This window comes from Mesorhizobium sp. LCM 4577, assembly GCF_001854795.2.
GTDB lineage: Bacteria > Pseudomonadota > Alphaproteobacteria > Rhizobiales > Rhizobiaceae > Mesorhizobium > Mesorhizobium plurifarium.
In genome coordinates, this window is sequence record NZ_MDDU01000015.1 from 16,507 (window position 1) to 40,385 (window position 23,879).

Sequence of the window (23,879 nt, forward strand, 5' to 3'; positions counted from 1 at the left end):
CGAAACGCCGCGCGGATCGTCCGGTCAGGCGTCGGGCTGCAGTCGCCGCCGCTTGCGGTCAACGCCGAGGCCCGTCGCCTCGAGCAGGCCCTTGCGCTTGGCGTCGTAGTAGTAGCCGGTCTGGTAGAGCGTGTCGGCCCGCTTGGCGTTGCCGCCCGAAACCAGCCAGGCGCCGCGCAGATATTTCACCGCGTATTTGAGATTGGTCTCGGCGTCGAACAGGCCGGCCGCCGGCCCGTCATAGCCCATGCCGCGCGCCGTCGCGTGCTTGATCTGCATCAGTCCCCAATGGCCGTGATTGTAGGCTTTCGGGTTGAAGGTGCTCTCGCGGTTGACGACATGGCGCACCAGCTCGACCGGCACTTCGTAGATCGCCGAATATTTCTCGATCAGCCGCTCGATCTCGCCGCGCGGGCCGCTGGCATGCTGCTCGGGCTGGCCGGGTGCCGCCAGCAACGCCGGGTTGTCGGGCACCACATAGGCGGCCTGCTGGACGCCCGGCATCGGGGCGACTTTCGCCGACTGGCCGGTGACCGGCATTGCCATGCCCGCGGTCGTGTAGACCGCCGCTTGCTTGATCGACGCCCCTTGCTTGATGGATCCTGGACTGGTCGGCGAGCCGCCGGCCGTCAGCACCGGCGGCGGCGGAAACTGGCCGGCCATCGGCGTCGCTCCGGCGAAGGCCGCGGGCTGAGCCAGCGTCGCGCCGGGCTGGACGGGCGGCGGCAACAGCGCGCCTTGCGTCACGGGCGCCCCCGGCGCGGTCGCCATGGCGACGGCATCGCCGGCGAGCGCCGCGGTCTGCACCTGCGCGAGGCCGGAAGGCTCCGGCAGCACGGCCACGGTTTCCGGCAGCGCAACGGTCGGCGTATCGTCCGCGACGGCAGGCGTCGAAGCCGCCGCAAGCGCGGGCGCGGCCTTCATTTGCGAGGTCGTGTTGCAGCCGCTGAGACCGGCTGTTGCAACGAGCACGCCGAGCGCGGTGAATATGATTTTAGCTGGCAAGCCGTGCAGGTCCGGTTTGTCGGTTGTTAAGGAGTCCTTACACCAGCGATTCACACCCGGCAATCGGGGCCACTAGGCGGTTTTCGGGTGGCGATAACAGGGCGGAAATGCCATATTGTTCTGGATATGTACTCGTTTTTCGCCGTTTTACGGAAGGAATACGCCATGAAACCCACATCTGAGATCACGGCCGGCCACGCAGTGTTAGAAACAGTGATCGGCTTCATGGGCATCGCCTGGAGCGAGAAGGGCCTGATCCGGCTCTGCCTGCCCGAACGCAGCCGCGAGGCGATCGAGCGCCGGCTGTTGCGCCACCCCGGCGTCTCGACCTCGACGGACCAGCCGCGATGGGTGGTCGAGCTGATCGCCTTGATCAAGGCCTACGCGGCCGGCGAGGACGTCGACTTCTCCGGCGTGCCGGTCGATCTGGACGGCGTCGACGACTTTCGCCTCGCCATCTACGATGCGGCGCGCAAGCTCCGCTTCGGCGAGACCACCACCTATGGTGAGTTGGCCAGGCGCGCCGGCCATGCCGGCCTTCCGCGCGAGACGGGTGCGGCGCTCGGCGCCAACCCGGTGCCGCTGGTTATCCCGTGCCACCGCATCCTCGCCGCGGGCGGCAAGATCGGCGGCTTTTCCGCTCCAGGCGGCTCGGCGACCAAGGAAAAGATGCTGGCCATGGAAGGCGTTCGCGTCGGCCCGCCGCCGGCGGCGCAGGCCTCGTTCGGTTTCTGAGGGGCGCCTGCTCGCTCCCCCGTATCAATTAGTCATGCAGGAACCGGCGGCGGAAGCGCCGGTCGAAATCCGGACGCTTGCAGACATAGACCATGCAGGACCTGGTGTCGGCGCTCGGCACATAGGCGCGCGCCCGCACTTCGCCCGCGTTGCAGAAGCGCTCGTCACGCACATAGCGGTCGTAGAGCGGCAGCCCCGGCACGCGCGCCGACTGGTAGCGCAGGATGACGGCGCCCTGTCTGGCGATCGTCGCCTGCACCCGGTCGCAGCTCATGCGCGTCGGATCGTAACGCGACACCGCTTGCGCCTCCGCGGCCAACAAGATGAAGCAGGCGGCAAGCAGGATTGTCTTCATGGTTCCTCTCCTAAAGCAATCCAGGAAAAGTGCGTAGCGGTTTTCCGTCCGGAATTGCGTCAAACCGCTCTCACGCGGCAAGCATCTCATCCCTCCACAACGCGGGGCCGCTGTCAAAACTTCCATTGCCTTCGATGAGGACGACATGCCGGCAGCGCCTCAAGCGACCCGTCTTGTTTTCTCGCGCAAACTATCCTATATCCGCTACATTGAATTTGGCCGATCGATCGGGCCTCGCGATCCCTCGCGTTTGCTGACGTCTCCAAAATTTCGATACCACCGGCCGGACTTTGGTCCGGTCAAACAAAAGCAAATGTGGAAGGGCATTTTCCATGGCAACTGGTACGGTCAAGTGGTTCAACGCCACCAAGGGCTACGGCTTCATTCAGCCTGACAATGGCGGCGCGGACGTTTTCGTCCACATCTCCGCTGTCGAGCGCGCTGGCATGACCAGCCTCGCTGAAGGCCAGAAAATCAACTTCGAGATCGAGCAGGACCGCCGCACCGGCAAGTCCGCTGCTGGGTCTCTGAGCAAGGCAGCCTGATTTAGCGCAGGGCGCGCGCCGGACGAAGGTTCGGGGCGCGCGGCAAGTCACGGATGTACTGACGGTCGCGCGAGAAGCGCGCCGGAGCGAAAAGACCCGACAAGCTGGAACAGCAGATAGCTGCCAGCCCGGACCAGACGCTCCCGATCAGGCTACCGGCATAGGAAGGCGGGCATTGCCCGCCTTTTTTGTTGCCTAGAGTTTGGGGCGAGTTCTTCTTCGGGCCCAGCAGGCCCACGGGTGGCACTTTGGGGCCATTAGTGCTACCTTTCATGCATGACCAAACTCGAGCAGATCGAAAAGTCCGTCGCCGAACTGAGCCCCGAAGAGCTGAAAGCCTTTGCCGCCTGGTTCGAGGCGCTGCAGGCTGATCTGTGGGATAAGCAGATCGAAGCCGACGCGAGGGCGGGGCGGCTGGACAAGCTTGCAGAACAAGCACTGGCCGACCACCGCGCCGGCCGGACCCGGCCTCTGTGAACCACTTTGCCGCCCCTTCGTTATGGGACGCCTACGATAAATTACCTAAATCAATCAGGATGACGATAGCTTTGCCAAGCTGCGCGCAGATCCGTTTCATCCTTCGCTCCATTTCAAGCGGGTTGGACGTTATTGGTCAGCTCGAGTTGATCTGGACTACCGTGCCGTCGCAGTCCGGGACCAGGACGACATGATCTGGTTTTGGATCGGCACCCACTCCGAATGAACGCCTTTTGAAATAGCCGCTTACGGCCGTGAGCGTACCGAGCGGCTCGTTGGCGCGCTCGTACAGGTCAGGTGCGAAGCGGCGATCGCATGAGGAATTACCCCACCCACTCGATCGGCACATGCCCCTTGTCCGCCTCGACCCGCTTCAGCCAGGCGGCGACGGCCGGATAGGCATCGAGCTGGAAGCCGCCCATCCCGGCGGTGTGGGTATAGGCATAGAGCGCGATGTCGGCGACGCTGTAGGCGCTGCCTGCAAAGAACTCGTTCCGCTGCAGATGCTGGTTCATCACGCCCAGCGCCTTGTTGCCGCGCTCCAGCGTCTGCGCCAGCCGTTCCGGCGTGGCGTCCTTCGCCCGTTCCGGGAAGGTCAAAAGCGCCTTGCGCACCGCGATGTAGGGCTCATGGCTGTATTGCTCAAAGAACAGCCATTGGTAAGCCAGCGCCCGCTCATATTTGTCGGCCGGCAGGAAGCGCGTGCCCTCGGCGAGATAGAGCAGGATGGCGTTGCTCTCGGCGATGCGCCTGCCGTCGTCGAGCTCGAGCATCGGCACCATCGCGTTCGGATTCTTGGCGACATAGTCGGGCTTGCGCGTTTCGCCGGTATGCGAACTCACCTCGACCCGGGTGAAGGGGACGCCGAGCTTCGCCATCAACAGCCGCGGCTTGTAGCAATTGCCGCTGTCGGCCATGTCGTAAAGGATCATACCTCTTGCCTCTCCGAGTCTCCTTGGAACGCTCTAACGCGCGCGGCCAGGTCCCATCCAGTGATTTGTTTTTGAGAAGAACCATCAGCGACGCTTATACGTCCTTTGGGGGCCAGCATCAGCGATGCTGATAGCTTTCTCTGGTCGGCATCAGCGATGCTGATGCAGGGGTACGACCTTGTTGCCGGCGTCGAGCAGGGCACCGATGGAAAGCGGTTCTTCCTCGAAGATCGTGCCGGCGAGCGCCGGGCGAGCGAGATGGAAACCCTGCAAAAGGTCGACGCCGCCCTCGAGCGCGACGCGCAAATGCTGCGCGTTTTCGATGCCCTCGACCAGCACTTTTGYGCCGCGATCATGCAGCGTCGCTACCAACGGCCGGAAGAAGCGCTCGGCGGCGGCGTGGCGGCAGAGCTCGCCGAACCAGGCGCCATCGATCTTGACGATGTCGGGCGCAAGCAGGTCGATGCGCGCCTCGGTCGAATGCCCCGTGCCGAAATCGTCGATGGCGATGCGGATCCCGTCGCGCCGCATTTCGCGCACCAGGCTGGCAAGAACGTGATCGTCGGCCGCCTGCTCGGTGATCTCGCAGACCAGCAGGCCGGGCTCCAGATCGAAATCGCCGAGATGCCTGGTCATCAGCCGGATCTCGGCCAGCGCCCGTCCGAGATGGTCGTTGACGTTCGGATTGTAGTTGAAGAACAGCGTCAATCCCTCGACGCCGATGTTGCGATAATTGCCGAGATGCAGCATCCGGCACAGCGTTTCGACAAACAGCCGGTCGGACGCGGGAACGCCGCCGAAGAAGATCGAAGAGGCTACCGGCTGGGCAATACGGCGCGGCTCGATCAGCCCTTCAACGGCAACCGCCCTGAGCACGCTGCCTTCCGGCGCGAAGATCGGTTGATAGGCGCTCCACAGCCGGAACTCGCCATAGACGCCGAACTGGAGGCCGATCTCGTCGGCGAAGATCGCCCCGGCGACGTTGCGCCGCCTGTCCGGTTGTCCGCTCATGGCGCGACCTTGCGCCCGAACACTCTTGCCCGTCGCGCCTGCGGCGCCGGGGCGCCGCTTGCGGCGACCTGTGCCTTGCTTTCTTCGGCCGAAGGCTGCCGCGCGACCTTGCCGAAGACGCGAAAGCTGGTGGGGGCAAGTTCCGGCCGGGCAAGCACATAACCTTGCACCATCGAGGCGCCGGACCTCTCGGCGAGCTCCAGCTGCCAGCTTTCCTCGATCCCTTCGAAGACGGTGCGGATGCCCTGGTCCTCGAAGCTTTGCACCATCGCCGTCAGCAACGCGAAGCCGGCGCCGGACTCCATCAGGTGGGTGATCCAATGCGCATCGAATTTGACGATGTCGGGCTTGAGTTCCTTGATCCGGTTGATGTCTGAATCATCGGCGCCATAGTCGTCCACCGCGATGCGGAACCCGTTCGCCCTGAGCGCCTCGACGAAGCCGTAGAGCGTTTCCTGCGAAGCCGATTTCTGCTCGGTGACCTCGCAGACGATGCGGCGCGGATCGATGCCGGCTTCGTGCAGCACCAGCCGCATGTCGCGCAGCGCCTTGTCGGCGATGCTGCGATCGGTGAAGACCGAAGGGTCGAAATTGACGAAGATGGAGGCCTCTTCCGGCAGGCAGGCGCCGGCGTTCAGAAGATGCAGCGTGCGCGTCAGGGCCTCGATATGCAGTCGGTCGGCCGCCGGGCAGGTCCCGAAGAATGCCCCCGGCGATTGCGGCTCGCCGTCGCGGAACGGCCGGATCAGCCCCTCGAAAGCAGCGACCGAAAGCTTGCCCTCCTTGAAGGCGAAGATCGGCTGGAACGCGCTCTGCAGCGTATAGATGCCCCAGACACCCGAGGAGGTGCCGTCGTCATGACGGATGATATGGGCAAGCCCGATGCTGCGCGACAAGATTTCCCGCTCCGCGAATAGGCGCAATCCGATCTGCGATCCTGCCAGCCAAGGGTTTACCGGCCGTTGATGAATTTAGCGTTGCCGCTCACGCAGGCTGACTTTGGTCACGCCTCCTTGACCTCTGGCTCATCGCACAATGCTTGCGCTCGGCGCCATGATGCGACATGAGAGGCGCCGCGGCCGCTCCTGGCCGCCTTTCCTAGGAGACATCTTGTCATGGCCTTTCTCGCCGACGCCCTTTCCCGCGTTAAGCCTTCCGCRACCATCGCGGTGACGCAGAAAGCGCGCGAGCTGAAAAATGCCGGCCGTGACGTGATCGGCCTCGGCGCCGGCGAGCCGGATTTCGATACGCCCGACAACATCAAGAACGCGGCGATCGAGGCGATCCGCCGCGGCGAGACCAAATATCCGCCGGTCTCCGGCATCGTGCCGCTGCGCGAGGCGATCGCGAAGAAATTCAAGCGCGAGAACAATCTCGACTACCGCCCGGAGCAGACCATCGTCGGCACCGGCGGCAAGCAGATACTGTTCAACGCCTTCATGGCGACGCTGAACCCGGGCGACGAGGTCATCATCCCGCGCCCCTACTGGGTGAGCTATCCCGAAATGGTGGCGATCTGCGGCGGCACCTCGGTCTTCGCCGACACCTCGATCGACAACGGCTTCAAGCTGACGGCCGAAGTGCTGGAAAAGGCGATCACGCCGAAAACCAAATGGCTGTTGATGAATTCGCCGTCCAATCCGTCGGGCGCCGCCTACACCGAGGCCGAGCTTCGGGCGCTGGCCGATGTGCTGCTCAAGCATCCGCATGTCTGGACGCTGACCGACGACATGTATGAGCACCTGACCTATGGCGACTTCATCTTCAAGACCATCGCCGAGGTCGAGCCGAACCTTTATGAGCGCACGCTGACCATGAACGGCGTGTCGAAAGCCTATGCCATGACCGGCTGGCGCATCGGCTACGCCGCCGGCCCGGTGCCGCTCATCAAGGCGATGGACATGATCCAGGGCCAGCAGACCTCGGGCGCCTGCACCATCGCGCAATGGGCTTCCGTCGAGGCGCTCAACGGTCCGCAGGACTTCATCGCCAAGAACAAGGCGATCTTCCAGGGCCGGCGCGACCTCGTCGTCTCGATGCTCAACCAGGCGCGCGGCATCACCTGCCCCTCACCCGAAGGCGCCTTCTACGTCTATCCGTCTTGCGCCGGGCTGATCGGCAAGAAGACCAAGACCGGCAAGGTGATCGACAATGACGAGACGTTCTGCTCCGAGCTGTTGGAAGCCGAAGGCGTCGCGGTGGTGTTCGGCTCGGCTTTCGGCCTTGGACCGAACTTCCGCATCTCCTATGCCACGTCGGATGCCTTGCTGGAGGAAGCCTGCACGCGCATCCAGCGCTTCACCGCGTCGCTGACCTGATCGGCGGCATCGCCATTTGAATGAGAAACCCGGCTTGAGCCGGGTTTTCTATTGGACAGCTTCAGCCGCCATATTGCTCCGGCGTCACCGCCTCCAGCCAGTCGGCGTGCACGCCATTCAGCGCCTCCTGCATGGCGATGTGCGCCATGGCTGTTTTCGCGCCGGCGCCATGCCAGTGCTTTTCGCCCGGTGCGAAGGAGACGACGTCCCCTGCCCTGATGATCCGGACCGACTCGCCCCAGCTCTGGGTAAGCCCGGCGCCGGCGGTGACATAGAGCGTCTGCCCGAGCGGATGGGTGTCCCAGTAAGTGCGCGCGCCGGGCTCGAAACTGACCAGCGTCGCCCTGAGCCGCGCCGGCGCCTCCTTCTCGATGATCGGCGTCTGCAGCACCCGGCCGGTGAAATACCTGTCCGGCGCGATGATGGTCGGCACGCTGCCGCAAGCAATGATCTTCATCGTCTCAATCCTCGAACTGATGCCGCATCGGCGGTGGTGGCCGCTCACCCTCGCGGCGGCGCTTTGCGTCGATGCCGCGCGCGACGCAACCGCCTCCGGGCTGGGGCATCGCACTTCGGTCACGGTCACCTGACTTCGGCAGCCGTGGCCAGAACAGCCCGGCCCGCTTGCGGTGGGCCGCGTAGGCGTCGGCCATTTCCGTCCGCGAGAACTTCTTCTCCTCGTCCAGCGCGGCGATCAGATAAAGCACGAATATCCCTGCAACCGGCACCACAGCCCAGCTCGACCAGGTCGCGATGCCCCAGCCGGCCCAGAAGATGATGTAGGACGTGTAGAACGGATGGCGGAGGTACAAGAACGGCCCGTCGGTCACCAGGCCGTGCGGATCGTCGGCGTCGAAGACGAACCGCAGCCGCGCCTTGCGCGACCTCAAAATCGCCCACCAGAACAGCGCCGAACTCACCAGTTGAACCGCCAGCCCTACGATCTTGGCCAGCGGCGGCTGCGGGAGGATCCATATGATCGCCAGGAAAAACAGCGCCGTGGCGGCCACGACCACCGAGATTATCGTGGCGCCTGAGGACATGCCCGATGATTGGAAATGGGCGCGCGTCGACCACAGATACTGGCCGACCGTGGCGATACCGACGATCGAGACAAGAAGGTCGAGCCCGCGTTCCAAGTCAAATTCCATGGCCACACCGAGAATTCGAGGGCACTATAGCCGGTTGCTGCATATTAGTCTTTTCTTAACCAGAAACCTAAAGCGCGTGTAGACCCGGGAATGCGATGTTGGAAGCAACGCAATCCTGAGGTTCTATGCGCCATGGCCATTGCCGAGCGCACCATCAGCACCCCACAGGCCGATTTGCGCGTCAGCGAATCGGCGGGGCCAGGCATGCCCATCGTGATGATCCACGGGTCCGGCGCCTCGCGCGCGGTGTTCGCCCGCCAGTTCGACAGCCCGCTTGCCGACGCCCACCGGCTGATCGCTTTCGATCTCCCGGGCCATGGCGAGTCCTCGGACGCGGCCGACCCGGCGACGGACTATACGATCACCGGCCTGGCGCGATCGGCGGCGGAGCTCATCGACAACCTGAACGTCCGCCATGCCATCGTCTACGGCTGGTCGCTCGGCGGCCATGTCGCCATCGAGCTCGCAAGCTTCCATCCGGTCGTCAAGGGTCTGATGCTGACCGGCGCGCCGCCCGTGTCGAAGGGCTTCTTCGGCATGCTGCGCGGCTTCCACGCCAACTGGGACATGCTGCTGGCTTCCAAGAAATTCTATTCCGAGCGCGACGCCGAACGCTTCGAAACGCTCTGCTTCGGCGATAGCGCGGACGCGTCCTTCCGCGAAAACATTCTTCGCACCGACGGCCGTCTGCGCGCCACGGTGACACGCTCGATGATGGCCGGCAAGGGAGCCGACCAGAAGCAGGTGGTCGAGCAGGCCGACTTCCCGGTTGCCATCGTCAATGGCGAGAACGACCCGTTCATCCGGATTAACTACTTCGACACGCTGGACTGCGGCACGCTGTGGGAGCAATGCCACGTCGTRCCCGGGGCCGGACACGCCCCTTTCTGGGAGCGGCCGGACCTGTTCAATCCGATGCTGTCGCGCTTTGCCGGGTGGGTGGCGGCACAGGACGCCGCGATCGTCGTGCCAGCCCGGCGCCGTGCAGGCTGACGCCCCGTTCATCCGACGTCTCGCGCCTTGGTTTCGCTTCGCAGTGAGGTCGTCGCAACCGGCTTCGGGCAGTCGCCGAGCGACAGTCCTGACTCCGCGCTCAGGGCCGGCTGCAGCCGCTTCCAGGGCTATTTCTTCGGCAAGCCGGCGCCGCGCGACAGGGCAAGCGCCTTGTGTGCCGCCGCCCGCGAGCCGCTCGCCCTCACAGCCTGACGAACAGGAAATCGCGGCCTGCCGGACCCAAGCCGGCGAACATCCTATTTTTCTTGCCCTGCCGGCAAACCCGTGTGACGATGGTTTTGGGAAGAGGTGAAAACCCCGCCCGCGACGGCCGAACAGGCCGGCCGCCGCTCTGCACAGGGTGCGATCGGACGCAAACCGGTTTCCACTTTTGCTGATCGCCCTCTTGGGAAACGCCTGAGTGGAGGTTCAGCCATGGGTACTCGCGCCGGAGAACGACGCACGGGACCGAAATGCATCGCCATAGTCGGTCCCTTTGCAAGCGGTAAGACGACACTTCTCGAAGCAATTCTCGCCCGCACGGGCGCCATTCCCCGCCAGAACCCCGTTTCATCGGGCAACACCGTTTCCGATCATTCACCCGAAGCCCGCGCCCACGCCATGAGCGTCGAGGCGACCTTCGCGACCACCGATTTCATGGGCGAGCAGATCACTTTCGTCGACTGCCCCGGCTCGATCGAATTCGCCTTCGAAGCCGAACCCGTGCTTGCCGCCTGCGACCTCGCGGTCGTCGTCGCCGAGGCCGACGAGAAGAAGATCCCGGCGCTGCAGCTCATCATGCGCAAGCTCGACGACCTCGCCATTCCGCGCATCCTGTTCCTCAACAAGGTCGACAAGGCGATCGCGGGCGTGCGCGAGACGCTGAAGATGCTGCAGCCGGCGAGTTCTGTACCGCTGCTGCTGCGCCAGATTCCGGTGCGCAAGGACGGCGTCGTCATCGGCTCGATCGATCTGGCGCTGGAGCGCGCCTATATCTATCGCGAATACGCCGCGAGCGAAGTGGCCGAAATTCCAGGCGACGACAAGGCACGCGAGCTGGAAGCGCGTTTCTCCATGCTGGAGACACTTGCCGATCACGACGATCACCTGATGGAGCAATTGCTGGAGGAGATCGAGCCACCGAAGGACGCGATCTTCGACGATCTGTCGGCCGACCTGCGCGCCGGCGCGGTGACGCCGGTGCTGATCGGCACGGCCGAGAAGGGCAATGGCGTGCTGCGCCTGTTGAAAGCCATCCGCCATGATGCGCCCGATGTCGAGACGACGAGGAAACGCCTTGGCGCGCCGGACGGCCAGACGGTGGTGCAGGTGATGAAGACCATCCACACCGCGCATGGCGGCAAGCTTTCGGTGTCGCGCGTGCTTTCCGGCCAATTGGCCGACGCGGCCGAGCTCTTCCTGTCCAACGGCGACACGGCAAAGGTCTCGGGCATCTACAGGATGCTGGGCAAAGACCAGATCAAGCAGACATCGGCCAAGGCCGGCGACACGGTCGCGCTCGGCAAGCTCGACAACGTCAAGACCGGCCAGACGCTGAGCTCGACCAAGGGCGGCATCCGGCCATTGGTCACATTGGAGCCGCCGCAGCCGGTCTTCGCCTTCGCGCTTCGTCCCAAGGAGCGTAAGGACGAGGTCAAGATGTCGGCGGCGATCCAGCGGCTTGCCGAGGAAGACCCGTCGCTCAGCCTGCGCCACAACCAGGACTCCGCCGAAACCGTCCTGTCGGGTCACGGCGAAATGCATCTGCGCGTGGTCCGTGAGCGCCTCGAGGGCAAGAACCAGATTCCGATCGAGGGCCATGCCCCGGCGGTGCCTTACCGGGAGACGATCCGCAAAGGAGCGCAGCAGCGCGGCCGCCACAAGAAGCAATCCGGCGGTCACGGCCAATTCGGCGACGTGGTGATCGAGATCAAGCCGCTGCCGCGCGGTTCCGGCTTCCAGTTCTCCGACACCATCACCGGCGGCGTGGTGCCGAAAACCTATATCCAGTCGGTGGAGACGGGCATTCGCGACTATCTGAAGACGGGTCCGCTGGGCTTCCCGGTCGTCGATGTCGCCGTCAACCTGTCGGACGGCTCCTACCATGCGGTCGACTCCTCCGACATGGCCTTCCAGATGGCGGCGAAGCTGGCGATGAAGGAGGGCATGGCCGCCTGTTCGCCGGTGCTGCTCGAGCCGATCATGAAGGTCGAGATCGTCACGCCTTCCGACGCGACCTCTAAGATCATCGCGCTGATCCCGCAGCGGCGCGGGCAGATCCTCGGCTATGACGCAAGGCCCGACTGGCCGGGCTGGGACGTCGTCGAGGCGACCATGCCGCAGGCCGAGATCGGCGACCTGATCATCGAGCTGCGCTCGGCCACTGCCGGCGTTGCCAGCTACAAGGCCGCTTTCGACCACATGGCCGAGCTCACCGGCCGGCTCGCCGATGAGGCGATGAACGCCAACGGCAAGGCTGCCTGATGCATGTCGCCCCAAAGTGCATAACGGTTTCGGGAGAATGACATGCGTCAAGCAAGGGACTGAAGCGCATCGCGCTTTGATTTGTGGCGAAATGAAAACGGCGTCCGGATGATCCGGACGCCGTTCCTATTGCGGACCGTTTTCCTGGGAGGCAACGGCTGGTCCGCCGCATCCGGAAAAAATGGTTCGGACGCGGTAGCTGCCTGAGCCCGGTCTTCCGAGTGATGCCCCCATCTCCCGAACCGACCAACCGCGTCCTATCATCCACTTAAACCATAGACTGCGTCTGCGACATGTTACCCGATGTTACATGTCACTGTTACGTGGCGGATTCGGTCGTGTTTTTGCCGGCTCGAAGGCATGCAGGCAACAAAAAAGCCGGATCAATAAAGATCCGGCTGAGTTTGATTGGAAGTGCCGATTAAGGCTAACCTCCAGAGGGGAACACTCGAGGGCGCTAATGGGAGGAGAACGCGCCCTGGAGATGTCACTATATATGTGCTCATCATGCCCAAGAAACAAGCATCTATTTTGCAACACACGCATGCAAAAAGACGCAGGCTGTGGTCCAACCTATTCCTGGAACCCATAGGACCAGGAAAATCGCCGGTTTCGGCGCGTTTCCGGCCCTAAAGCGACTGCTTAAATGCAAAATCGAGCCGATTTTGCTCGGAAATAGGCTAGCCGGCCAAATGATGTCAATTTCGGCAAGCCGAGTTTATTTTCACGGCAGGAGACCGATGATGCGAACTTTTTCGGCAATCGCCGGCAGCGCGCTGTTCCTTGTCGCGGCGCCCGGCGTTGTCGCCGGGCTGCTGCCGTGGCTCCTGACCGACCATTATCGCAAGCCTCTGTCGGCGGTGTCGGGCTTCGTGCCCGCGGGCTCTGTTCTTGTGGTGGGGGCAGCCGCCATCCTGCTCCATGCCTTTGCCCGTTTTGCGCTGGAGGGCCTCGGCACACCCGCTCCCGTGGCGCCGACCGAGAAACTGGTCATCAGCGGCATCTACCGCCACGTGCGCAATCCTATGTATGTCGCGGTGCTGGCGATCATCCTTGGCCAGGCGCTGATCTTTTCGAGCTGGCCGGTGCTGTTTTACGGCCTCATCGCCGCGGCAGCGATGATCTCCTTCGTCAAGGTCTATGAAGAGCCGACGCTCGCCAGCCGCTACGGCGCGGAATACGAAACCTACCGCCGCGCCGTCCCCGGCTGGCTGCCGCGCATCACACCCTGGCGCGGCCAGTAGTCCCGGCCGGTCATTTCAATAAGACCAGCTGCGCGCCTTGGCGATAATGAAATCGCGAAAAACGTGCAGCTTCGCCTGGTTCTTCATCGCGTCGGGATAGGCGAAATAGGTGTCGAAGGACGGTACCTCGGTCTCCGGCAGCAGCTGGACCAGGTTCGTGTCCTTGCTGATCACATAGTCCGGCAGCATGGCGATGCCGGCGCCGCCCTGCACCGCCCGCTTGATCGACAGGATGTCGTTGATCTGCAGCGTCGGCACTCTCTGCGCGCCCTCGAAATCGCCGACCGTCTCCAGCCAGTTCAGCTCCGACAGATGCGAAGGCACCGGCACGCCGAAGGTGACGATGCGGTGGTTCCGGAGCTCGGCGATCGAGGCCGGCTTGCCGAACTTGGCGATATAGGACGGCGCTGCGTAGAGGTGGAAATGCACCGTGAACAGCCGGCGCTGGATAAGGTCCGGCTGTTGCGGCTGCCGCAGCCGGATGGCGCAATCGGCCTGGCGCATGGTGAGGTCGAGCTCCTCATTGGCGAGGATCAGCTGCAGGCTGATCTCGGGATAGAGCTCGATGAATTCCTGCACGCGCTCGGTCAGCCAGCCGGCGCCCAGGCCCACCGTGGTCGTCACCCTGAGCACGCCCGACGGCCGGTCCTTGGTTTCGGTGAGCCGCGTCTTGATGGTTTCCAGCTTCATCAGCACGTCATGCGCCGTGCGGAACAGCATCTCGCCCTGCTCGGTCAGCACCAGACCGCGTGCGTGGCGGTGGAAGAGTGCGACGCCGACATCATGCTCCAGCGCGCTGACCTGCCGCGAGATGGCCGATTGCGACAGATGCAGCGTCTYGGCGGCATGGGTGAACGACCCAGCCTCCGCCGCGGCGTGAAATACGCGTAATTTGTCCCAGTCCAGCGCCATGATTCCCCTCGCGTTGCCTTTGGCGTCTGAATGAAAAATCAGGCTTTTAAACGGCTTTTTTCAGCCGATCTGTCATTCCGCCGCTTCGCGGTGGACCTCGATGCCCGCCAGATATTTTTCCGCCTCGAGCGCCGCCATGCAGCCAAGTCCGGCCGCCGTCACCGCCTGGCGGTAGACGTCGTCGGTGACGTCGCCGGCGGCGAACACGCCGGGCACGTCGGTGCGGGTCGAATCCGGCGCCGTCCACAGATAGCCGTTCGGCTTCTGCTTCAGCTTGCCGACGAAGAGCTCGACCGCAGGCGCATGGCCGATCGCCACGAACACGCCGTCGACCGGCAGCTTCGATTCCTGGCCGGTCACGACGTTGCGCAGCGCCAGGCCTTCGACGGAAGGCGGCAGCGGCGCCTTGCCTGGGCGCCCGGTGATCTCGTCCACCACCGTGTCCCAGATGACGCGGACATTGTCCTTCGCAAGCAGCCGTTCGCGCAGGATGCGCTCGGCGCGGAAATCGCCGCGCCGATGGATGACGGTGACGCTCTTGGCGAGGTTCGACAGATAGAGCGCTTCCTCGACCGCGGAATTGCCGCCGCCCACAACCGCGACGTCCTTGCCGCGGTAGAAGAAGCCGTCGCAGGTCGCACAGGCCGAAACGCCAAAGCCCATGAAGGTCTGTTCCGACGGGATACCCAGCCACTTGGCCTGCGCGCCGGTGGCGATGATCAAGGCATCCGCCGTGTAGACCGTGCCGGAATCGCCGATGGCGCGAAACGGCCGCACATTGAGGTCCACCTCGGTGATGATGTCGTTGACGATGTCGGTGCCGACATGCTCGGCCTGCGCCAGCATCTGGCTCATCAGCCAAGGCCCCTGGATCGGATCGGCGAAGCCCGGATAGTTTTCGACGTCGGTGGTGATCATCAATTGGCCGCCCTGCTGCAGGCCGGCGACCAGCATCGGTTTCAGCATGGCGCGGGCGGCATAGATCGCCGCCGTGTAGCCGGCCGGGCCGGAACCGATGATGAGAACAGGTGCGTGTTTCGTGTTCATGAAAAAGTCCCCTGCGGCGCGCGGCCGTGGTTTGTTGCGCGTAATGTAAGTGTTGCCCGTGGGACCAGCAAGGCAAGTTGGCCTTCGTCCCCGGAAAGCTTCGTCCCCTGCATATCGGGCCATATCGCCGCCCGTCACCAATGCATGTCGCCCAGAGGTATGCGCGGCGCTGGATCACGCCCTGCATCAAAACAAGGAGAAAATCATCGCAAAGCTATGGCCTCCAGCGCGAAACCAAATTACAAAATCGCGAAAGATTCTTGCGTGAAAGCCCATTCATGCCGCTCAAAGCCGATCTCGACGCCATCGACTGGAAGATCCTGCGCGAGCTGCAGGGTGACGGCCGAATGACCAATGTCGAATTGTCCAACCGGGTCGGCATCTCGGCGCCGCCTTGCCTGCGCCGCGTCAGGCGGCTGGAAGAGGCCGGCATCATCCGCGGCTACCGCGCGCTGCTCAACGCGCCGGCGCTCGGCATGGATGTCGTGGCCTTCTGCCTGATCGGCCTGCATCATCAGGCCGATGCCGAGCTGAAGACCTTCGCCGAGCGCACGCGCGGCTGGCCGATCGTGCGTGACGCCTGGATGGTCTCGGGCGAATCCGATTTCCTGCTGCATTGCGTGGCGAGCGACCTCGGCACCTTCCAGACCTTCGTCATCGAGGAGCTGGCCTCGGCCCCGAATGTGGATACCGTACGCACCGCCCTGACCATCCGTCGCGTCAAGGACGAAGGGCTGGTGGCCTTCCCAACTTAATGTGCCGGCTTCCGGAAATTCGCCCGTGCAAACAAAGGGCTTAGCGCCAGGTTTTGAATCAATCCGCGATCAGAGCGACCGTATCGCGGTGAGCAGGCCTTCGAGGTCCGTGGCGTCGCGTAACGGCGAAACCGAAAGCCCGTCCATCGTCGAGACCTCGCCGTCGACAAGCCAGCCGCGCTTGAGACCARCGCGCTGGCCGGCTTCCAAATCGGCCGGCTTGTCGCCGACGATCAGCGACCGCTTCAGGTCGAGGCCGAGGCGGCGACCCGCCTCCAGCAGCATGCCCGAATTGGGCTTGCGCATCGGGTGATCGGCAATGGCGAGAGGACCTGAACCAGCGTCGTGATAGGCGCAGGCGAGCACCATGTCCACGAAGGCATTTTGCTCGGCCAGCAAATCCAGCACCCGCCCATTGACCCGCGCGAACGCATCCCAGCCGAAATAGCCGCGCGCGATGCCGGACTGGTTGGTGACGACGATGACCGGAACACCGCACTGGTTCGCGGCCTCGATGACCGGCGCGATGCCGTCGCGCAACACCATGGCCGCCGGATCGTCGGGATAGCCGGTGTCGACATTGATCGTGCCGTCACGGTCCAGGAACAGCGCCGGCCGGCCGGTCGGAAAGCTCCTGGTGCTGGTCCGCTCGACCCAGAGACCTGGCTCGGCCAGCGGAAAGCCCGTATTCTCAGCCATTGCTGAGACGCGCTTCGACCGCCTCGCACAGATGGTGATAGAGGCACAGATGCCCCTGCTGGATGATAGGCGTCGAGGTCGACGGCACGTTGAGCAGGATATCGGTCAGCGGCTTGAGCTTGCCGCCGGTTTCGCCAGTCAGGCTGATCACCGTCATGCCCATCACCCTCGCCTGCTCGGCGGCGGCAAGGATGCTCGGCGAATTGCCGCTGGTCGAGATCGCCAGCAGCACCGCGCCTTCCGACCCATGCGCCTCGACCTGGCGCGAGAAGACGGTGTCGAAGCCGTAATCATTGCCCCAGGCGGTCAGCACCGCAGCATTGGCCGGCAGCGCGATGACATTGTAGGCCTTGCGCTCCTTCAGGAAGCGGCCGACCAGCTCACCGGCGATGTGGATGGCGTCGCTGGCCGAGCCGCCATTGCCGCAGATCAGCAGCGCCTTGCCTTGCGACAGCGCGGTCACCACGGTGCTCACCGCGCGTTCCATCTCGGCGGTGAGATCGCGCTCGACCATCGCCGAGATCGCCGCCGCGGAGCGGACAAGGTAGTCGTTCAAATCGGACATGAGACCCTCAGTTTGCGGCACGCAGCCTGCCGATCGTGTTCGTCGTGCTCTTGCCGGCGACGAGGTCGACCAGCACCACGCGCCCGCCCGCCTTCTGCACCACATCGGCGCCGACCACGGTCTCGATCGTGTAATCCGCGCCCTTGACTAGGATGTCCGGCAGGAGCGCCTCGATGAGCTTCAGCGGTGTATCTTCCTCGAAGACGACGACGGCATCGACAGAGGCAAGCGCTGCCAGCACGCAGGCGCGGTCGTGCTGGTTGTTGACCGGGCGTCCAGGCCCTTTCAGCCGGCGCACCGAGTCATCGCTGTTGAGGCCGAGCACCAGCCGGTCGCACTGGCTGCGCGCGGCATGCAGCAGGCTGACATGGCCGGCATGCAGGATGTCGAAGCAGCCATTGGTGAAGCCAACGGTCAGCCCCTCTTCCTTCCATGCCGCCACCATCCTGGCCGCGGCATTGAAATCGAGGATGGCGTCCTGGTGACCGGTCGGCCCATGCGAGCGGAACAGCGCGCCGGACAATTCCTCGACGTTCAGCCGCGCCGTGCCGCGTTTTCCCACCACGACGCCGCCGGCCGCGTTGGCGATGACGGCCGCATGCACGCGGTCGGCGCCGGCGGCAAGCGAAAGCGCGAAGCTCGCGATGACCGTGTCGCCGGCTCCTGAAACATCGAACACTTCGCGGGCCTGGGTGGAAATGTGGCGGGCATCCTCGGCGGAGACCACGCTCATGCCCTTCTCGCTGCGCGTGGCGACGATGAATTCGAAATCATGCGCGGCGATCAGGTCGCGTGCGGCGGCCACGATCTCGTCGTCGCCGAACACCTTGCGCCCGACCGCCTCGCCAAGCTCCTTGCGGTTCGGCGTAACCGCCGTCGCGCCTGCATAGCGCGCGTAGTCGTGCCCCTTCGGATCGACCAGCACCGGCTTGCCGGCATCGCGGCAGATCGCGATCAATTCGCCGGCGACGCCGTCGAGCAGGATGCCCTTGCCGTAATCGGAGAGGATGACGATATCGGCGCGGCCGAGCGCCGCCTGGAAATGATCGATGAGCTTGGCCCGCTCGGCGGAGGTGAGCGGCTTGATCTCTTCTTCGTCGAAACGGAGCACCTGCTGGTTGAGCGCGCTGAAGCGGCTTTTCGACGAGGTCATGCGGTCCTGGCGCTGCAGCAGCCCGTCGGTGTCGACGCCGATCTCGCCAAGCATGCGCATCAGATTGTTGCCGGCCTGGTCGGCGCCGATCACCGACACGGGTATGGCGGCCGCGCCCAGCGAGACGATGTTGGAGACGACATTGCCGGCGCCGCCCATGTTGAGCGACTCGCCCTTGCCATGCAGAACGGGGATCGGAGCTTCCGGCGAGATGCGCTCGATCACGCCGCTGACGAACCGGTCGAGGATGAAATCGCCCACGACCAGCACGGTGACGTCGCCGAACCGGGCGATGGTGCGGTGCAAAGGTTCCGGAGAAGGCGGATTGTGCTTGATCATCTCGCTCGAGGTATGCCTGAAGAAGGCCGGACTTGAATAGATTTCAGCGCCGGAATTGTGGCGTGGGCTGCTCAAGGCGATGCCGATATACCGCAATTCGGGTCAGTGCAACGCCGGCCCGCCTACCTCAGCTCCGCTGCAGGGCGACATGAACGCCGAGCCCGACAAGCACGGCACCGCCTGCCCGTTGCATCAAACGCTGCGCCCGGCCCGATCGGCGAAGCCGCGCGACCATCGCGCCGGCAAGGAAAACACACACGATGTCGGCGGAGGAGAACATCAGATTGACGATGGTTCCGAGCACGACGAACTGCAGCCAGACCGGAAACGCCGCCGCGGCATCGATGAATTGCGGCAGGAACGCCATGAAGAAGATCGCGGTCTTCGGATTGAGCACCTCGACGGTGACGCTTTCGAAAAAGGCGCGACGGGCCGATTTCCGCTCGATCAAGGGCAGAGCCGCATCCGTTCGTTTGCGGAACATGGAGACGCCAAGCCAGATCAGGTAGAGCGCGCCGCCGAGCTTGACCGCCAGATAGAGCGGCGGTACCGCATGGAACAGGACGGACAGGCCGGCGGCGGCCGCGAAGACATGGAAATAACCGCCAAGGTGAATGCCAAGTGCCGCCGTCAGCCCCGACCAACGGCCGCGCGCCATCGTCTGCGCGGCGGCATAAAGCATGGCGGGGCCCGGGATATAGGCGAAGATCGCCGTGGTGGCGAAGAAGGCGATCAGCAGTTCAGTGGACGGCATGCCTGGTCCCTCAATGATCACGTCTCTGTCAGGCTACGCCTTGCTGGCCTGATCTCCATATTGGCGATACCACAGATATGGATATCTTCGAATTCCTCCAACATAATTTCAGACGTTGGCGCTGCCCCTCACCTGCCTGCCGGCATCCTCTCCCCGTATAGTGACGGGGAGAGGGGAGCTGTCATCGACGGTTTCGCCAATCGCCAACGTTGCAATAGGGGCGCCGAGGTTGCGGTCAGCCCTTTCTCCCCGTCACTATACGGGGAGAAATGCCCGGCAGGGCAATGAGGGGCAGCGCTAACCTGACGTGGTTCCCGACATTCAGCCGGAAGCGACTGGGCTCGCGGCGGCGATTGACCTAATCGCGACTTTCTCCGGCAGCGTACTCCTCAAGCATCTCGACATGTTCGACCGGGGCGTCCTTCGCAGCGTAAGCGCGACGGCTGTCGTCGGCGAAGCGAGCCTCGTAGGCCTCAATGCTCATCAGGACATATCTAGGCTTGTTGTGACGAGTGATGGAGACAGGTTGCTGGCTCGCGGCCGCAAGAACGTCACCGAGATTCTGTTTCAAATCGGTCGACGGATATTGTTTCATGGAATGCTCCGTTTTGTACATAATAGACAAAACGGGCGAAATAGACAAGAACTACGAGCTGGGTACGGGACGGGCGCCAGCTTTATCGACACTCCCCTCCGCCTCCCCTATAAGAGCCGGAATCGTAAGCAGCAGAGGCCTTCATGATCATCGTCACGGGCGGCGCCGGCATGATCGGCTCCAACATCGTCGCCGCTCTCAATGCCGAGGGCCATGACGACATCGTCGTCGTCGACGACCTCACCGACGGCCACAAGATCGCCAACCTCGCCGACCTGCGCATCGCCGACTATCTCGACAAGGACGATTTTCTCAGCCTGATCGAGGATGGCGGGCTCGGCCGCATCGAGGCCGTCTTCCACCAGGGCGCTTGCTCGACCACCACCGAGTGGAACGGCAAGTTCATGATGGACGTGAACTACGCCTATTCGAAGCGGCTGCTGCATGCCTGCCTGAAGCTGCGCGTGCCCTTCCTCTACGCGTCGTCGGCTTCGGTCTATGGCGGCGGCAGCGAGTTCCGCGAGGAGCCCGAATTCGAGCGCCCGCTGAACGTCTATGCCTATTCGAAGAAGCTGTTCGACGACTACGTCCGCCGCAATTTCGACGCCGATCATTCGCAGGTGACGGGTCTGCGCTACTTCAACGTCTACGGACCGCGCGAGGCGCATAAGGGCGCCATGGCGTCGGTCGCCTTCCATCTGTTCAACCAGGTCGAGCGCGGCGAGAATCCGAAACTGTTCGGCGCTTATGGCGACTTCGGGCCCGGCGAGCAGAGCCGCGATTTCATCCATGTCGGCGATGTCGCCGAGGTCAATCTGTGGCTCTGGAAACGCGGCTTGAGCGGCATCTTCAACTGCGGCACCGGCCGCGCGCAGCCGTTCCGCGCCATCGCCGAGACGGTGATCGACACGCTGGGCAAGGGGGAGATTGAATTCACCCCTTTCCCCGACCATCTCAAGGGCAGCTACCAGAGTTTTACGCAGGCTGATATGTCCCGCTTGCGCGCGGCCGGCTACAATGGCCAATTCCGCACAGTCGAAACCGGCGTCAGGGACTATGTCGAATGGCTGAAGGCCCAACGATCCTCGTGATCGGCCCACGCTGGGTGGGCGACATGGTCATGGCGCAGTGCCTGTTTGCGGCGCTGAAGGAAAAACATCCGCATGCGGCCATCGACGTGCTGGCGCCGGCCTGGGCCGCGCCTTTGGTCAAGCGCATGCCCGAGATACGCAGCCAGATCGACTTTCCGCTGATGCCGGGAGCGCTCGAATTCCGCAGCCGCAGGCGCTTCGGCCGCCTGCTGCGCGGCCGCTACGACATGGCCTATGTGCTGCCGGGAAGCTGGAAATCGGCGCTGATCCCGTTCTTTGCCCGCATCCCGCGCCGCGTCGGCAATCTGCGTGAGATGCGCTACGGCCTGCTGACCGACATCGTGCCGCTGCCCGAAGCCCTGAAGCGGCGCACGGCGCGCGCCTATTTCGGCCTCGCGCGCGGCGGCACGTTTCGTGCGCCGAGGCTTACCGTCGACAACGCCAATCAAGCCGATCTGCTGGCGCGGTTCGGGCTGACCGGTAAGAAATTCGTGGCGCTCATGCCTGGCGCCGAATTCGGCCCGGCAAAACGCTGGCCGAGCGACCACTATGCCGGGCTGGCCCGCGACATGATGGCCAGGGGTCTGGGCGTCGCCCTGCTCGGCTCGAAGAACGACGCCGACGTCACGGCTGAGATCGCAGCACTTGCCCCGGGCGCTATCGACCTTGCCGGCAAGACGCGGCTGGAGGACGCCATCGACCTGATCGCCGCGGCGAAGCTCGCGGTCTCGAACGACAGCGGCCTGATGCATGTCGCGGCCGCCGTCGGCACGCCGATCGTCGCCGTCTACGGCTCGACCTCGCCGGAAAACACGCCGCCGCTCAGCGAGCGCGCCGAGCTGATCTGGCTGCATCTGTCCTGCTCGCCCTGCCACAAGAAGGTTTGCCCGCTCGGGCACCTCAACTGCCTCAAGACGCTCGATGTCGGCCGCGTCACCGCAGCGGCCGACCGCCTGCTCGAGGTCCCGGCAGCGGCATGAAAGTGCTGATCGTCAAGACGTCGTCGATGGGCGATGTCATCCACACGTTTCCGGCCGTCGAGGACGCGCTGCGCGATCGCCCCGACATCAGCTTCGACTGGTGCGTGGAGGAGCCGTTTGCCGGCATCGTGGCCTTGCATCCGGCGATCGGCACCATCCACAAGGTGGCGGTCCGGCGTTGGCGCAAGAGGCTTTTCGACGGCGGAACCTGGCGCGAAATGGCAAGTCTGCGGCGGGCGCTGCAGTCGGGAAACTACGATCTTGTCATCGACGCGCAAGGCTTGTTGAAGTCGGCCCTGGTCGCCATCCAGGCCGGCGCGCCTATCGCCGGCTTCGATCGGGCCAGCGCCCGCGAGCCTTCGGCGACGCTGTTCTATCAGCGCAAATACGCCGTGCCGCGCGACCTGCATGCCATCGAACGCACCAGGCGGCTGTTCGGGCTGGCGCTGGGCTACCAGCCTGACCTGTCGGCGCTGGAGTCCGGCATCGTGCCGCCGGCGGGCGACCTGGCCGGCGTTGAAGGCAAAACCGCCTTCCTGCTGCACGGCACCAGCCGCGAGGACAAGAAGTGGCCGGTCGAGGACTGGATCGAAACCGCGCGCGAGCTGGCCGACCGGCAATTCACGCCGGTCGTCACCTGGTCGAATGAGGCGGAAAGGAAGGTGGCGCAAGCCATTGCCGCAGCCGTGCCAAGGACGGTGCTGGTTGCGAGATCGCCGCTCGCGGATATCGCAGCGATCCTCGGCCGTTCGACGCTCGTCATCGGCGCCGACACCGGCCTCACCCACCTCGCCAGCGCCTTCGGCCTGCCGACGGTCGCCATCTTCCTGGCGACGGAACCGGGTCTCACCGGCCCGCGCGGAAAGTTTGCATCGACCTTGCTTGCGCCAGCCGGCGGCAAGGTAACGCCGGCTGAGGTGATGGCGGAGGCGGAGTGCCTCCTGGCGCTCAGATCAAACGCGCCAGCGTGAGGACCTTTTCAGAATTCGCTCTGGCGAGTCGAATAGCGTGGTTTTCGAGAACCGGAGCGGAGCGTACTTAACGTACGTGAGCACCGGAAGCGCAGAAAACCGCGCTAGTCGGCCGCCAGAGTAGAATTATCAAAAGGTCCTCAGATAAACTGCACCTGGACGATCTCATACCCCCGCGCGCCGCCCGGGGCGTTGACCTCGATGGCGTCGCCGACTTCCTTGCCGATCAGCGCGCGCGCGATCGGTGACGAGATCGAGATGCGGCCGGACTTCACGTCCGCTTCCTGGTCGCCGACGATCTGATAGGTCTTCTTTTCCTCGGTGTCCTCGTCGACGAGCACCACCGTCGCGCCGAACTTCACCTTGTCGCCCGAGAGCTTGGAGACGTCGATGACCTCGGCGCGCGCAATCAGATCCTCGAGCTCGTTGATGCGGCCTTCATTGTGGCTCTGCGATTCCTTCGCCGCGTGATATTCGGCATTTTCCGACAGGTCGCCATGCGAGCGCGCTTCGGAAATCGCCTCGATGATACGCGGGCGTTCCTCCTGCTGGCGCCAGCGGAGCTCTTCCTTCAATGACGCGAACCCCTCGCCTGTCATCGGGACCTTGATCATATGCCTGACCTTTCCTGCCGCCGCCCCCGTTTTCGGGAGCGGCCTTGTCGATAGGTACAAAAAGAAAACGGTCCGGCAGCCTCGGGCTAACGGAACCGTCTCACCACAATTTCCCTGAATATAGCAATCTTCGCGCGATTTTCACGCCCAAAAA

General features: G+C 63.9%; 26 protein-coding genes. 11 read left to right on the forward strand and 15 right to left on the reverse strand.

Annotation, left to right across the window (positions count from 1 at the left end; all coding sequences use genetic code 11):
- Positions 1–24 precede the first annotated feature (24 nt).
- Positions 25–1,005, reverse strand: a complete 981-nt coding sequence (locus LCM4577_RS18190; RefSeq protein WP_071072702.1) for a lytic transglycosylase domain-containing protein — start codon at positions 1,003–1,005, stop codon at positions 25–27.
- A 165-nt stretch (positions 1,006–1,170) separates the two neighbouring features.
- On the opposite strand from LCM4577_RS18190, the gene LCM4577_RS18195 reads away from it, so the two are divergent.
- A complete protein-coding gene (locus tag LCM4577_RS18195) occupies positions 1,171–1,740 on the forward strand; it encodes a methylated-DNA--[protein]-cysteine S-methyltransferase (RefSeq protein ID WP_071072766.1) in 570 nt (189 codons plus the stop codon).
- Positions 1,741–1,768: 28 nt separating this feature from the next.
- Here the strand turns inward: LCM4577_RS18195 and LCM4577_RS18200 are convergent, their stop codons facing one another.
- Positions 1,769–2,095, reverse strand: a complete 327-nt coding sequence (locus tag LCM4577_RS18200) for a hypothetical protein (protein ID WP_041010155.1) — start codon at positions 2,093–2,095, stop codon at positions 1,769–1,771.
- Positions 2,096–2,427: 332 nt separating this feature from the next.
- Here LCM4577_RS18200 and LCM4577_RS18205 point away from each other — a divergent pair, with 332 nt between their 5' ends.
- Positions 2,428–2,640 carry a cold-shock protein gene (locus LCM4577_RS18205; RefSeq protein WP_027168154.1) on the forward strand — a complete coding sequence of 71 codons (213 nt, stop codon included), beginning with the start codon at positions 2,428–2,430 and terminating at the stop codon, positions 2,638–2,640.
- Between the two features lie 276 nt (positions 2,641–2,916).
- Positions 2,917–3,117 (forward strand): hypothetical protein, encoded by a 201-nt coding sequence (locus LCM4577_RS18210; protein WP_041010462.1) that lies wholly within the window; start codon positions 2,917–2,919, stop codon positions 3,115–3,117.
- 323 nt (positions 3,118–3,440) lie between these two features.
- Here LCM4577_RS18210 and LCM4577_RS18215 read toward each other — a convergent pair whose 3' ends face one another.
- From LCM4577_RS18215 to LCM4577_RS18225, 3 genes are all read right to left on the reverse strand, one after another.
- The gene (locus LCM4577_RS18215) at positions 3,441–4,049 is read right to left on the reverse strand and encodes a glutathione S-transferase family protein (protein ID WP_071072704.1); all 609 of its coding nucleotides are present in this window, start codon (positions 4,047–4,049) and stop codon (positions 3,441–3,443) included.
- A 150-nt stretch (positions 4,050–4,199) separates the two neighbouring features.
- The gene (locus LCM4577_RS18220; protein ID WP_071072706.1) at positions 4,200–5,060 is read right to left on the reverse strand and encodes an EAL domain-containing protein; all 861 of its coding nucleotides are present in this window, start codon (positions 5,058–5,060) and stop codon (positions 4,200–4,202) included.
- The gene (locus LCM4577_RS18225) at positions 5,057–5,956 is read right to left on the reverse strand and encodes an EAL domain-containing protein (RefSeq protein ID WP_071072708.1); all 900 of its coding nucleotides are present in this window, start codon (positions 5,954–5,956) and stop codon (positions 5,057–5,059) included. Before LCM4577_RS18225 ends, LCM4577_RS18220 begins: the two co-directional genes overlap by 4 nt.
- 219 nt (positions 5,957–6,175) lie before the next feature.
- Here LCM4577_RS18225 and LCM4577_RS18230 point away from each other — a divergent pair, with 219 nt between their 5' ends.
- Positions 6,176–7,378 (forward strand): pyridoxal phosphate-dependent aminotransferase, encoded by a 1,203-nt coding sequence (locus tag LCM4577_RS18230; protein WP_041010466.1) that lies wholly within the window; start codon positions 6,176–6,178, stop codon positions 7,376–7,378.
- 61 nt (positions 7,379–7,439) lie between these two features.
- Here the strand turns inward: LCM4577_RS18230 and LCM4577_RS18235 are convergent, their stop codons facing one another.
- Both LCM4577_RS18235 and LCM4577_RS18240 read right to left on the reverse strand, forming a co-directional pair.
- A complete protein-coding gene (locus LCM4577_RS18235) occupies positions 7,440–7,835 on the reverse strand; it encodes a cupin domain-containing protein (protein ID WP_071072710.1) in 396 nt (131 codons plus the stop codon).
- A gap of 4 nt (positions 7,836–7,839) precedes the next feature.
- Positions 7,840–8,529, reverse strand: coding sequence for an isoprenylcysteine carboxylmethyltransferase family protein (locus tag LCM4577_RS18240; protein ID WP_083354767.1), 690 nt, complete (start codon positions 8,527–8,529; stop codon positions 7,840–7,842).
- 132 nt (positions 8,530–8,661) lie between these two features.
- Here LCM4577_RS18240 and LCM4577_RS18245 point away from each other — a divergent pair, with 132 nt between their 5' ends.
- The 3 genes from LCM4577_RS18245 to LCM4577_RS18255 all read left to right on the forward strand — a co-directional run bounded on the left by LCM4577_RS18245 (position 8,662) and on the right by LCM4577_RS18255 (position 13,250).
- Positions 8,662–9,522: an alpha/beta fold hydrolase gene (locus LCM4577_RS18245; RefSeq protein WP_071072712.1), complete on the forward strand. Its 861-nt coding sequence runs from the start codon at positions 8,662–8,664 to the stop codon at positions 9,520–9,522.
- A 435-nt stretch (positions 9,523–9,957) separates the two neighbouring features.
- A complete protein-coding gene (locus tag LCM4577_RS18250) occupies positions 9,958–12,006 on the forward strand; it encodes an elongation factor G (RefSeq protein ID WP_071072714.1) in 2,049 nt (682 codons plus the stop codon).
- 743 nt (positions 12,007–12,749) lie between these two features.
- A complete protein-coding gene (locus LCM4577_RS18255) occupies positions 12,750–13,250 on the forward strand; it encodes an isoprenylcysteine carboxylmethyltransferase family protein (RefSeq protein ID WP_071034699.1) in 501 nt (166 codons plus the stop codon).
- A gap of 15 nt (positions 13,251–13,265) precedes the next feature.
- Here LCM4577_RS18255 and LCM4577_RS18260 read toward each other — a convergent pair whose 3' ends face one another.
- Both LCM4577_RS18260 and trxB read right to left on the reverse strand, forming a co-directional pair.
- Positions 13,266–14,162 (reverse strand): LysR family transcriptional regulator, encoded by an 897-nt coding sequence (locus LCM4577_RS18260; RefSeq protein ID WP_071072715.1) that lies wholly within the window; start codon positions 14,160–14,162, stop codon positions 13,266–13,268.
- A 72-nt stretch (positions 14,163–14,234) separates the two neighbouring features.
- Complete coding sequence (gene trxB, locus LCM4577_RS18265) at positions 14,235–15,209, reverse strand: thioredoxin-disulfide reductase (RefSeq protein ID WP_071072717.1); 975 nt, start codon at positions 15,207–15,209, stop codon at positions 14,235–14,237.
- A 278-nt stretch (positions 15,210–15,487) separates the two neighbouring features.
- Here trxB and LCM4577_RS18270 point away from each other — a divergent pair, with 278 nt between their 5' ends.
- Positions 15,488–15,964, forward strand: coding sequence for an Lrp/AsnC family transcriptional regulator (locus tag LCM4577_RS18270; RefSeq protein ID WP_040989590.1), 477 nt, complete (start codon positions 15,488–15,490; stop codon positions 15,962–15,964).
- 69 nt (positions 15,965–16,033) lie between these two features.
- Here LCM4577_RS18270 and LCM4577_RS18275 read toward each other — a convergent pair whose 3' ends face one another.
- The 5 genes from LCM4577_RS18275 to LCM4577_RS18295 form a co-directional block, all read right to left on the reverse strand.
- A complete protein-coding gene (locus LCM4577_RS18275) occupies positions 16,034–16,663 on the reverse strand; it encodes an HAD-IIIA family hydrolase (protein ID WP_071072719.1) in 630 nt (209 codons plus the stop codon).
- Entirely contained in the window at positions 16,656–17,228 is a 573-nt protein-coding gene (locus tag LCM4577_RS18280; protein WP_040989594.1) for an SIS domain-containing protein, read from the reverse strand. The genes LCM4577_RS18275 and LCM4577_RS18280 overlap by 8 nt, the downstream gene beginning before the upstream one ends.
- 7 nt (positions 17,229–17,235) lie before the next feature.
- Entirely contained in the window at positions 17,236–18,720 is a 1,485-nt protein-coding gene (gene rfaE1, locus LCM4577_RS18285; protein WP_071072768.1) for a D-glycero-beta-D-manno-heptose-7-phosphate kinase, read from the reverse strand.
- 127 nt (positions 18,721–18,847) lie between these two features.
- Positions 18,848–19,474, reverse strand: coding sequence for a LysE family translocator (locus LCM4577_RS18290; protein WP_071072721.1), 627 nt, complete (start codon positions 19,472–19,474; stop codon positions 18,848–18,850).
- A 358-nt stretch (positions 19,475–19,832) separates the two neighbouring features.
- Positions 19,833–20,069 (reverse strand): type II toxin-antitoxin system Phd/YefM family antitoxin, encoded by a 237-nt coding sequence (locus LCM4577_RS18295; protein ID WP_040990363.1) that lies wholly within the window; start codon positions 20,067–20,069, stop codon positions 19,833–19,835.
- Positions 20,070–20,212: 143 nt separating this feature from the next.
- Here LCM4577_RS18295 and rfaD point away from each other — a divergent pair, with 143 nt between their 5' ends.
- From rfaD to waaC, 3 genes are read left to right on the forward strand one after another with little or no spacing between them, the layout of a single operon-like run.
- On the forward strand, positions 20,213–21,160 hold the full coding sequence (gene rfaD / locus LCM4577_RS18300) for an ADP-glyceromanno-heptose 6-epimerase (protein ID WP_071072770.1): 948 nt from the start codon (positions 20,213–20,215) through the stop codon (positions 21,158–21,160).
- Complete coding sequence (waaF, locus tag LCM4577_RS18305) at positions 21,133–22,140, forward strand: lipopolysaccharide heptosyltransferase II (protein WP_071034655.1); 1,008 nt, start codon at positions 21,133–21,135, stop codon at positions 22,138–22,140. The genes rfaD and waaF overlap by 28 nt, the downstream gene beginning before the upstream one ends.
- A complete protein-coding gene (gene waaC, locus LCM4577_RS18310; RefSeq protein ID WP_071034656.1) occupies positions 22,137–23,111 on the forward strand; it encodes a lipopolysaccharide heptosyltransferase I in 975 nt (324 codons plus the stop codon). The genes waaF and waaC overlap by 4 nt, the downstream gene beginning before the upstream one ends.
- Before the next feature lie 140 nt (positions 23,112–23,251).
- On the opposite strand, the gene greA is transcribed toward waaC, so the two are convergent.
- Positions 23,252–23,725 carry a transcription elongation factor GreA gene (greA, locus tag LCM4577_RS18315; protein ID WP_027168132.1) on the reverse strand — a complete coding sequence of 158 codons (474 nt, stop codon included), beginning with the start codon at positions 23,723–23,725 and terminating at the stop codon, positions 23,252–23,254.
- Between the last annotated feature and the right edge of the window lie 154 nt (positions 23,726–23,879).

Excerpts from the sequence above, each read along its gene's own strand:
- LCM4577_RS18195 (WP_071072766.1), top strand. The coding sequence starts at position 1,171 with ATGAAACCCACATCTGAGATCACGGCCGGCCACGCAGTGTTAGAAACA.
- LCM4577_RS18200 (WP_041010155.1), bottom strand. The coding sequence starts at position 2,095 with ATGAAGACAATCCTGCTTGCCGCCTGCTTCATCTTGTTGGCCGCGGAG.
- LCM4577_RS18205 (WP_027168154.1), top strand. The coding sequence starts at position 2,428 with ATGGCAACTGGTACGGTCAAGTGGTTCAACGCCACCAAGGGCTACGGC.
- LCM4577_RS18210 (WP_041010462.1), top strand. The coding sequence starts at position 2,917 with ATGACCAAACTCGAGCAGATCGAAAAGTCCGTCGCCGAACTGAGCCCC.
- LCM4577_RS18215 (WP_071072704.1), bottom strand. The coding sequence starts at position 4,049 with ATGATCCTTTACGACATGGCCGACAGCGGCAATTGCTACAAGCCGCGG.
- LCM4577_RS18235 (WP_071072710.1), bottom strand. The coding sequence starts at position 7,835 with ATGAAGATCATTGCTTGCGGCAGCGTGCCGACCATCATCGCGCCGGAC.
- LCM4577_RS18240 (WP_083354767.1), bottom strand. The coding sequence starts at position 8,529 with ATGGAATTTGACTTGGAACGCGGGCTCGACCTTCTTGTCTCGATCGTC.
- LCM4577_RS18250 (WP_071072714.1), top strand. The coding sequence starts at position 9,958 with ATGGGTACTCGCGCCGGAGAACGACGCACGGGACCGAAATGCATCGCC.
- LCM4577_RS18255 (WP_071034699.1), top strand. The coding sequence starts at position 12,750 with ATGCGAACTTTTTCGGCAATCGCCGGCAGCGCGCTGTTCCTTGTCGCG.
- trxB (WP_071072717.1), bottom strand. The coding sequence starts at position 15,209 with ATGAACACGAAACACGCACCTGTTCTCATCATCGGTTCCGGCCCGGCC.
- LCM4577_RS18270 (WP_040989590.1), top strand. The coding sequence starts at position 15,488 with ATGCCGCTCAAAGCCGATCTCGACGCCATCGACTGGAAGATCCTGCGC.
- LCM4577_RS18280 (WP_040989594.1), bottom strand. The coding sequence starts at position 17,228 with ATGTCCGATTTGAACGACTACCTTGTCCGCTCCGCGGCGGCGATCTCG.
- rfaE1 (WP_071072768.1), bottom strand. The coding sequence starts at position 18,720 with ATGATCAAGCACAATCCGCCTTCTCCGGAACCTTTGCACCGCACCATC.
- LCM4577_RS18290 (WP_071072721.1), bottom strand. The coding sequence starts at position 19,474 with ATGCCGTCCACTGAACTGCTGATCGCCTTCTTCGCCACCACGGCGATC.
- LCM4577_RS18295 (WP_040990363.1), bottom strand. The coding sequence starts at position 20,069 with ATGAAACAATATCCGTCGACCGATTTGAAACAGAATCTCGGTGACGTT.
- rfaD (WP_071072770.1), top strand. The coding sequence starts at position 20,213 with ATGATCATCGTCACGGGCGGCGCCGGCATGATCGGCTCCAACATCGTC.
- waaF (WP_071034655.1), top strand. The coding sequence starts at position 21,133 with ATGGCTGAAGGCCCAACGATCCTCGTGATCGGCCCACGCTGGGTGGGC.
- waaC (WP_071034656.1), top strand. The coding sequence starts at position 22,137 with ATGAAAGTGCTGATCGTCAAGACGTCGTCGATGGGCGATGTCATCCAC.
- greA (WP_027168132.1), bottom strand. The coding sequence starts at position 23,725 with ATGATCAAGGTCCCGATGACAGGCGAGGGGTTCGCGTCATTGAAGGAA.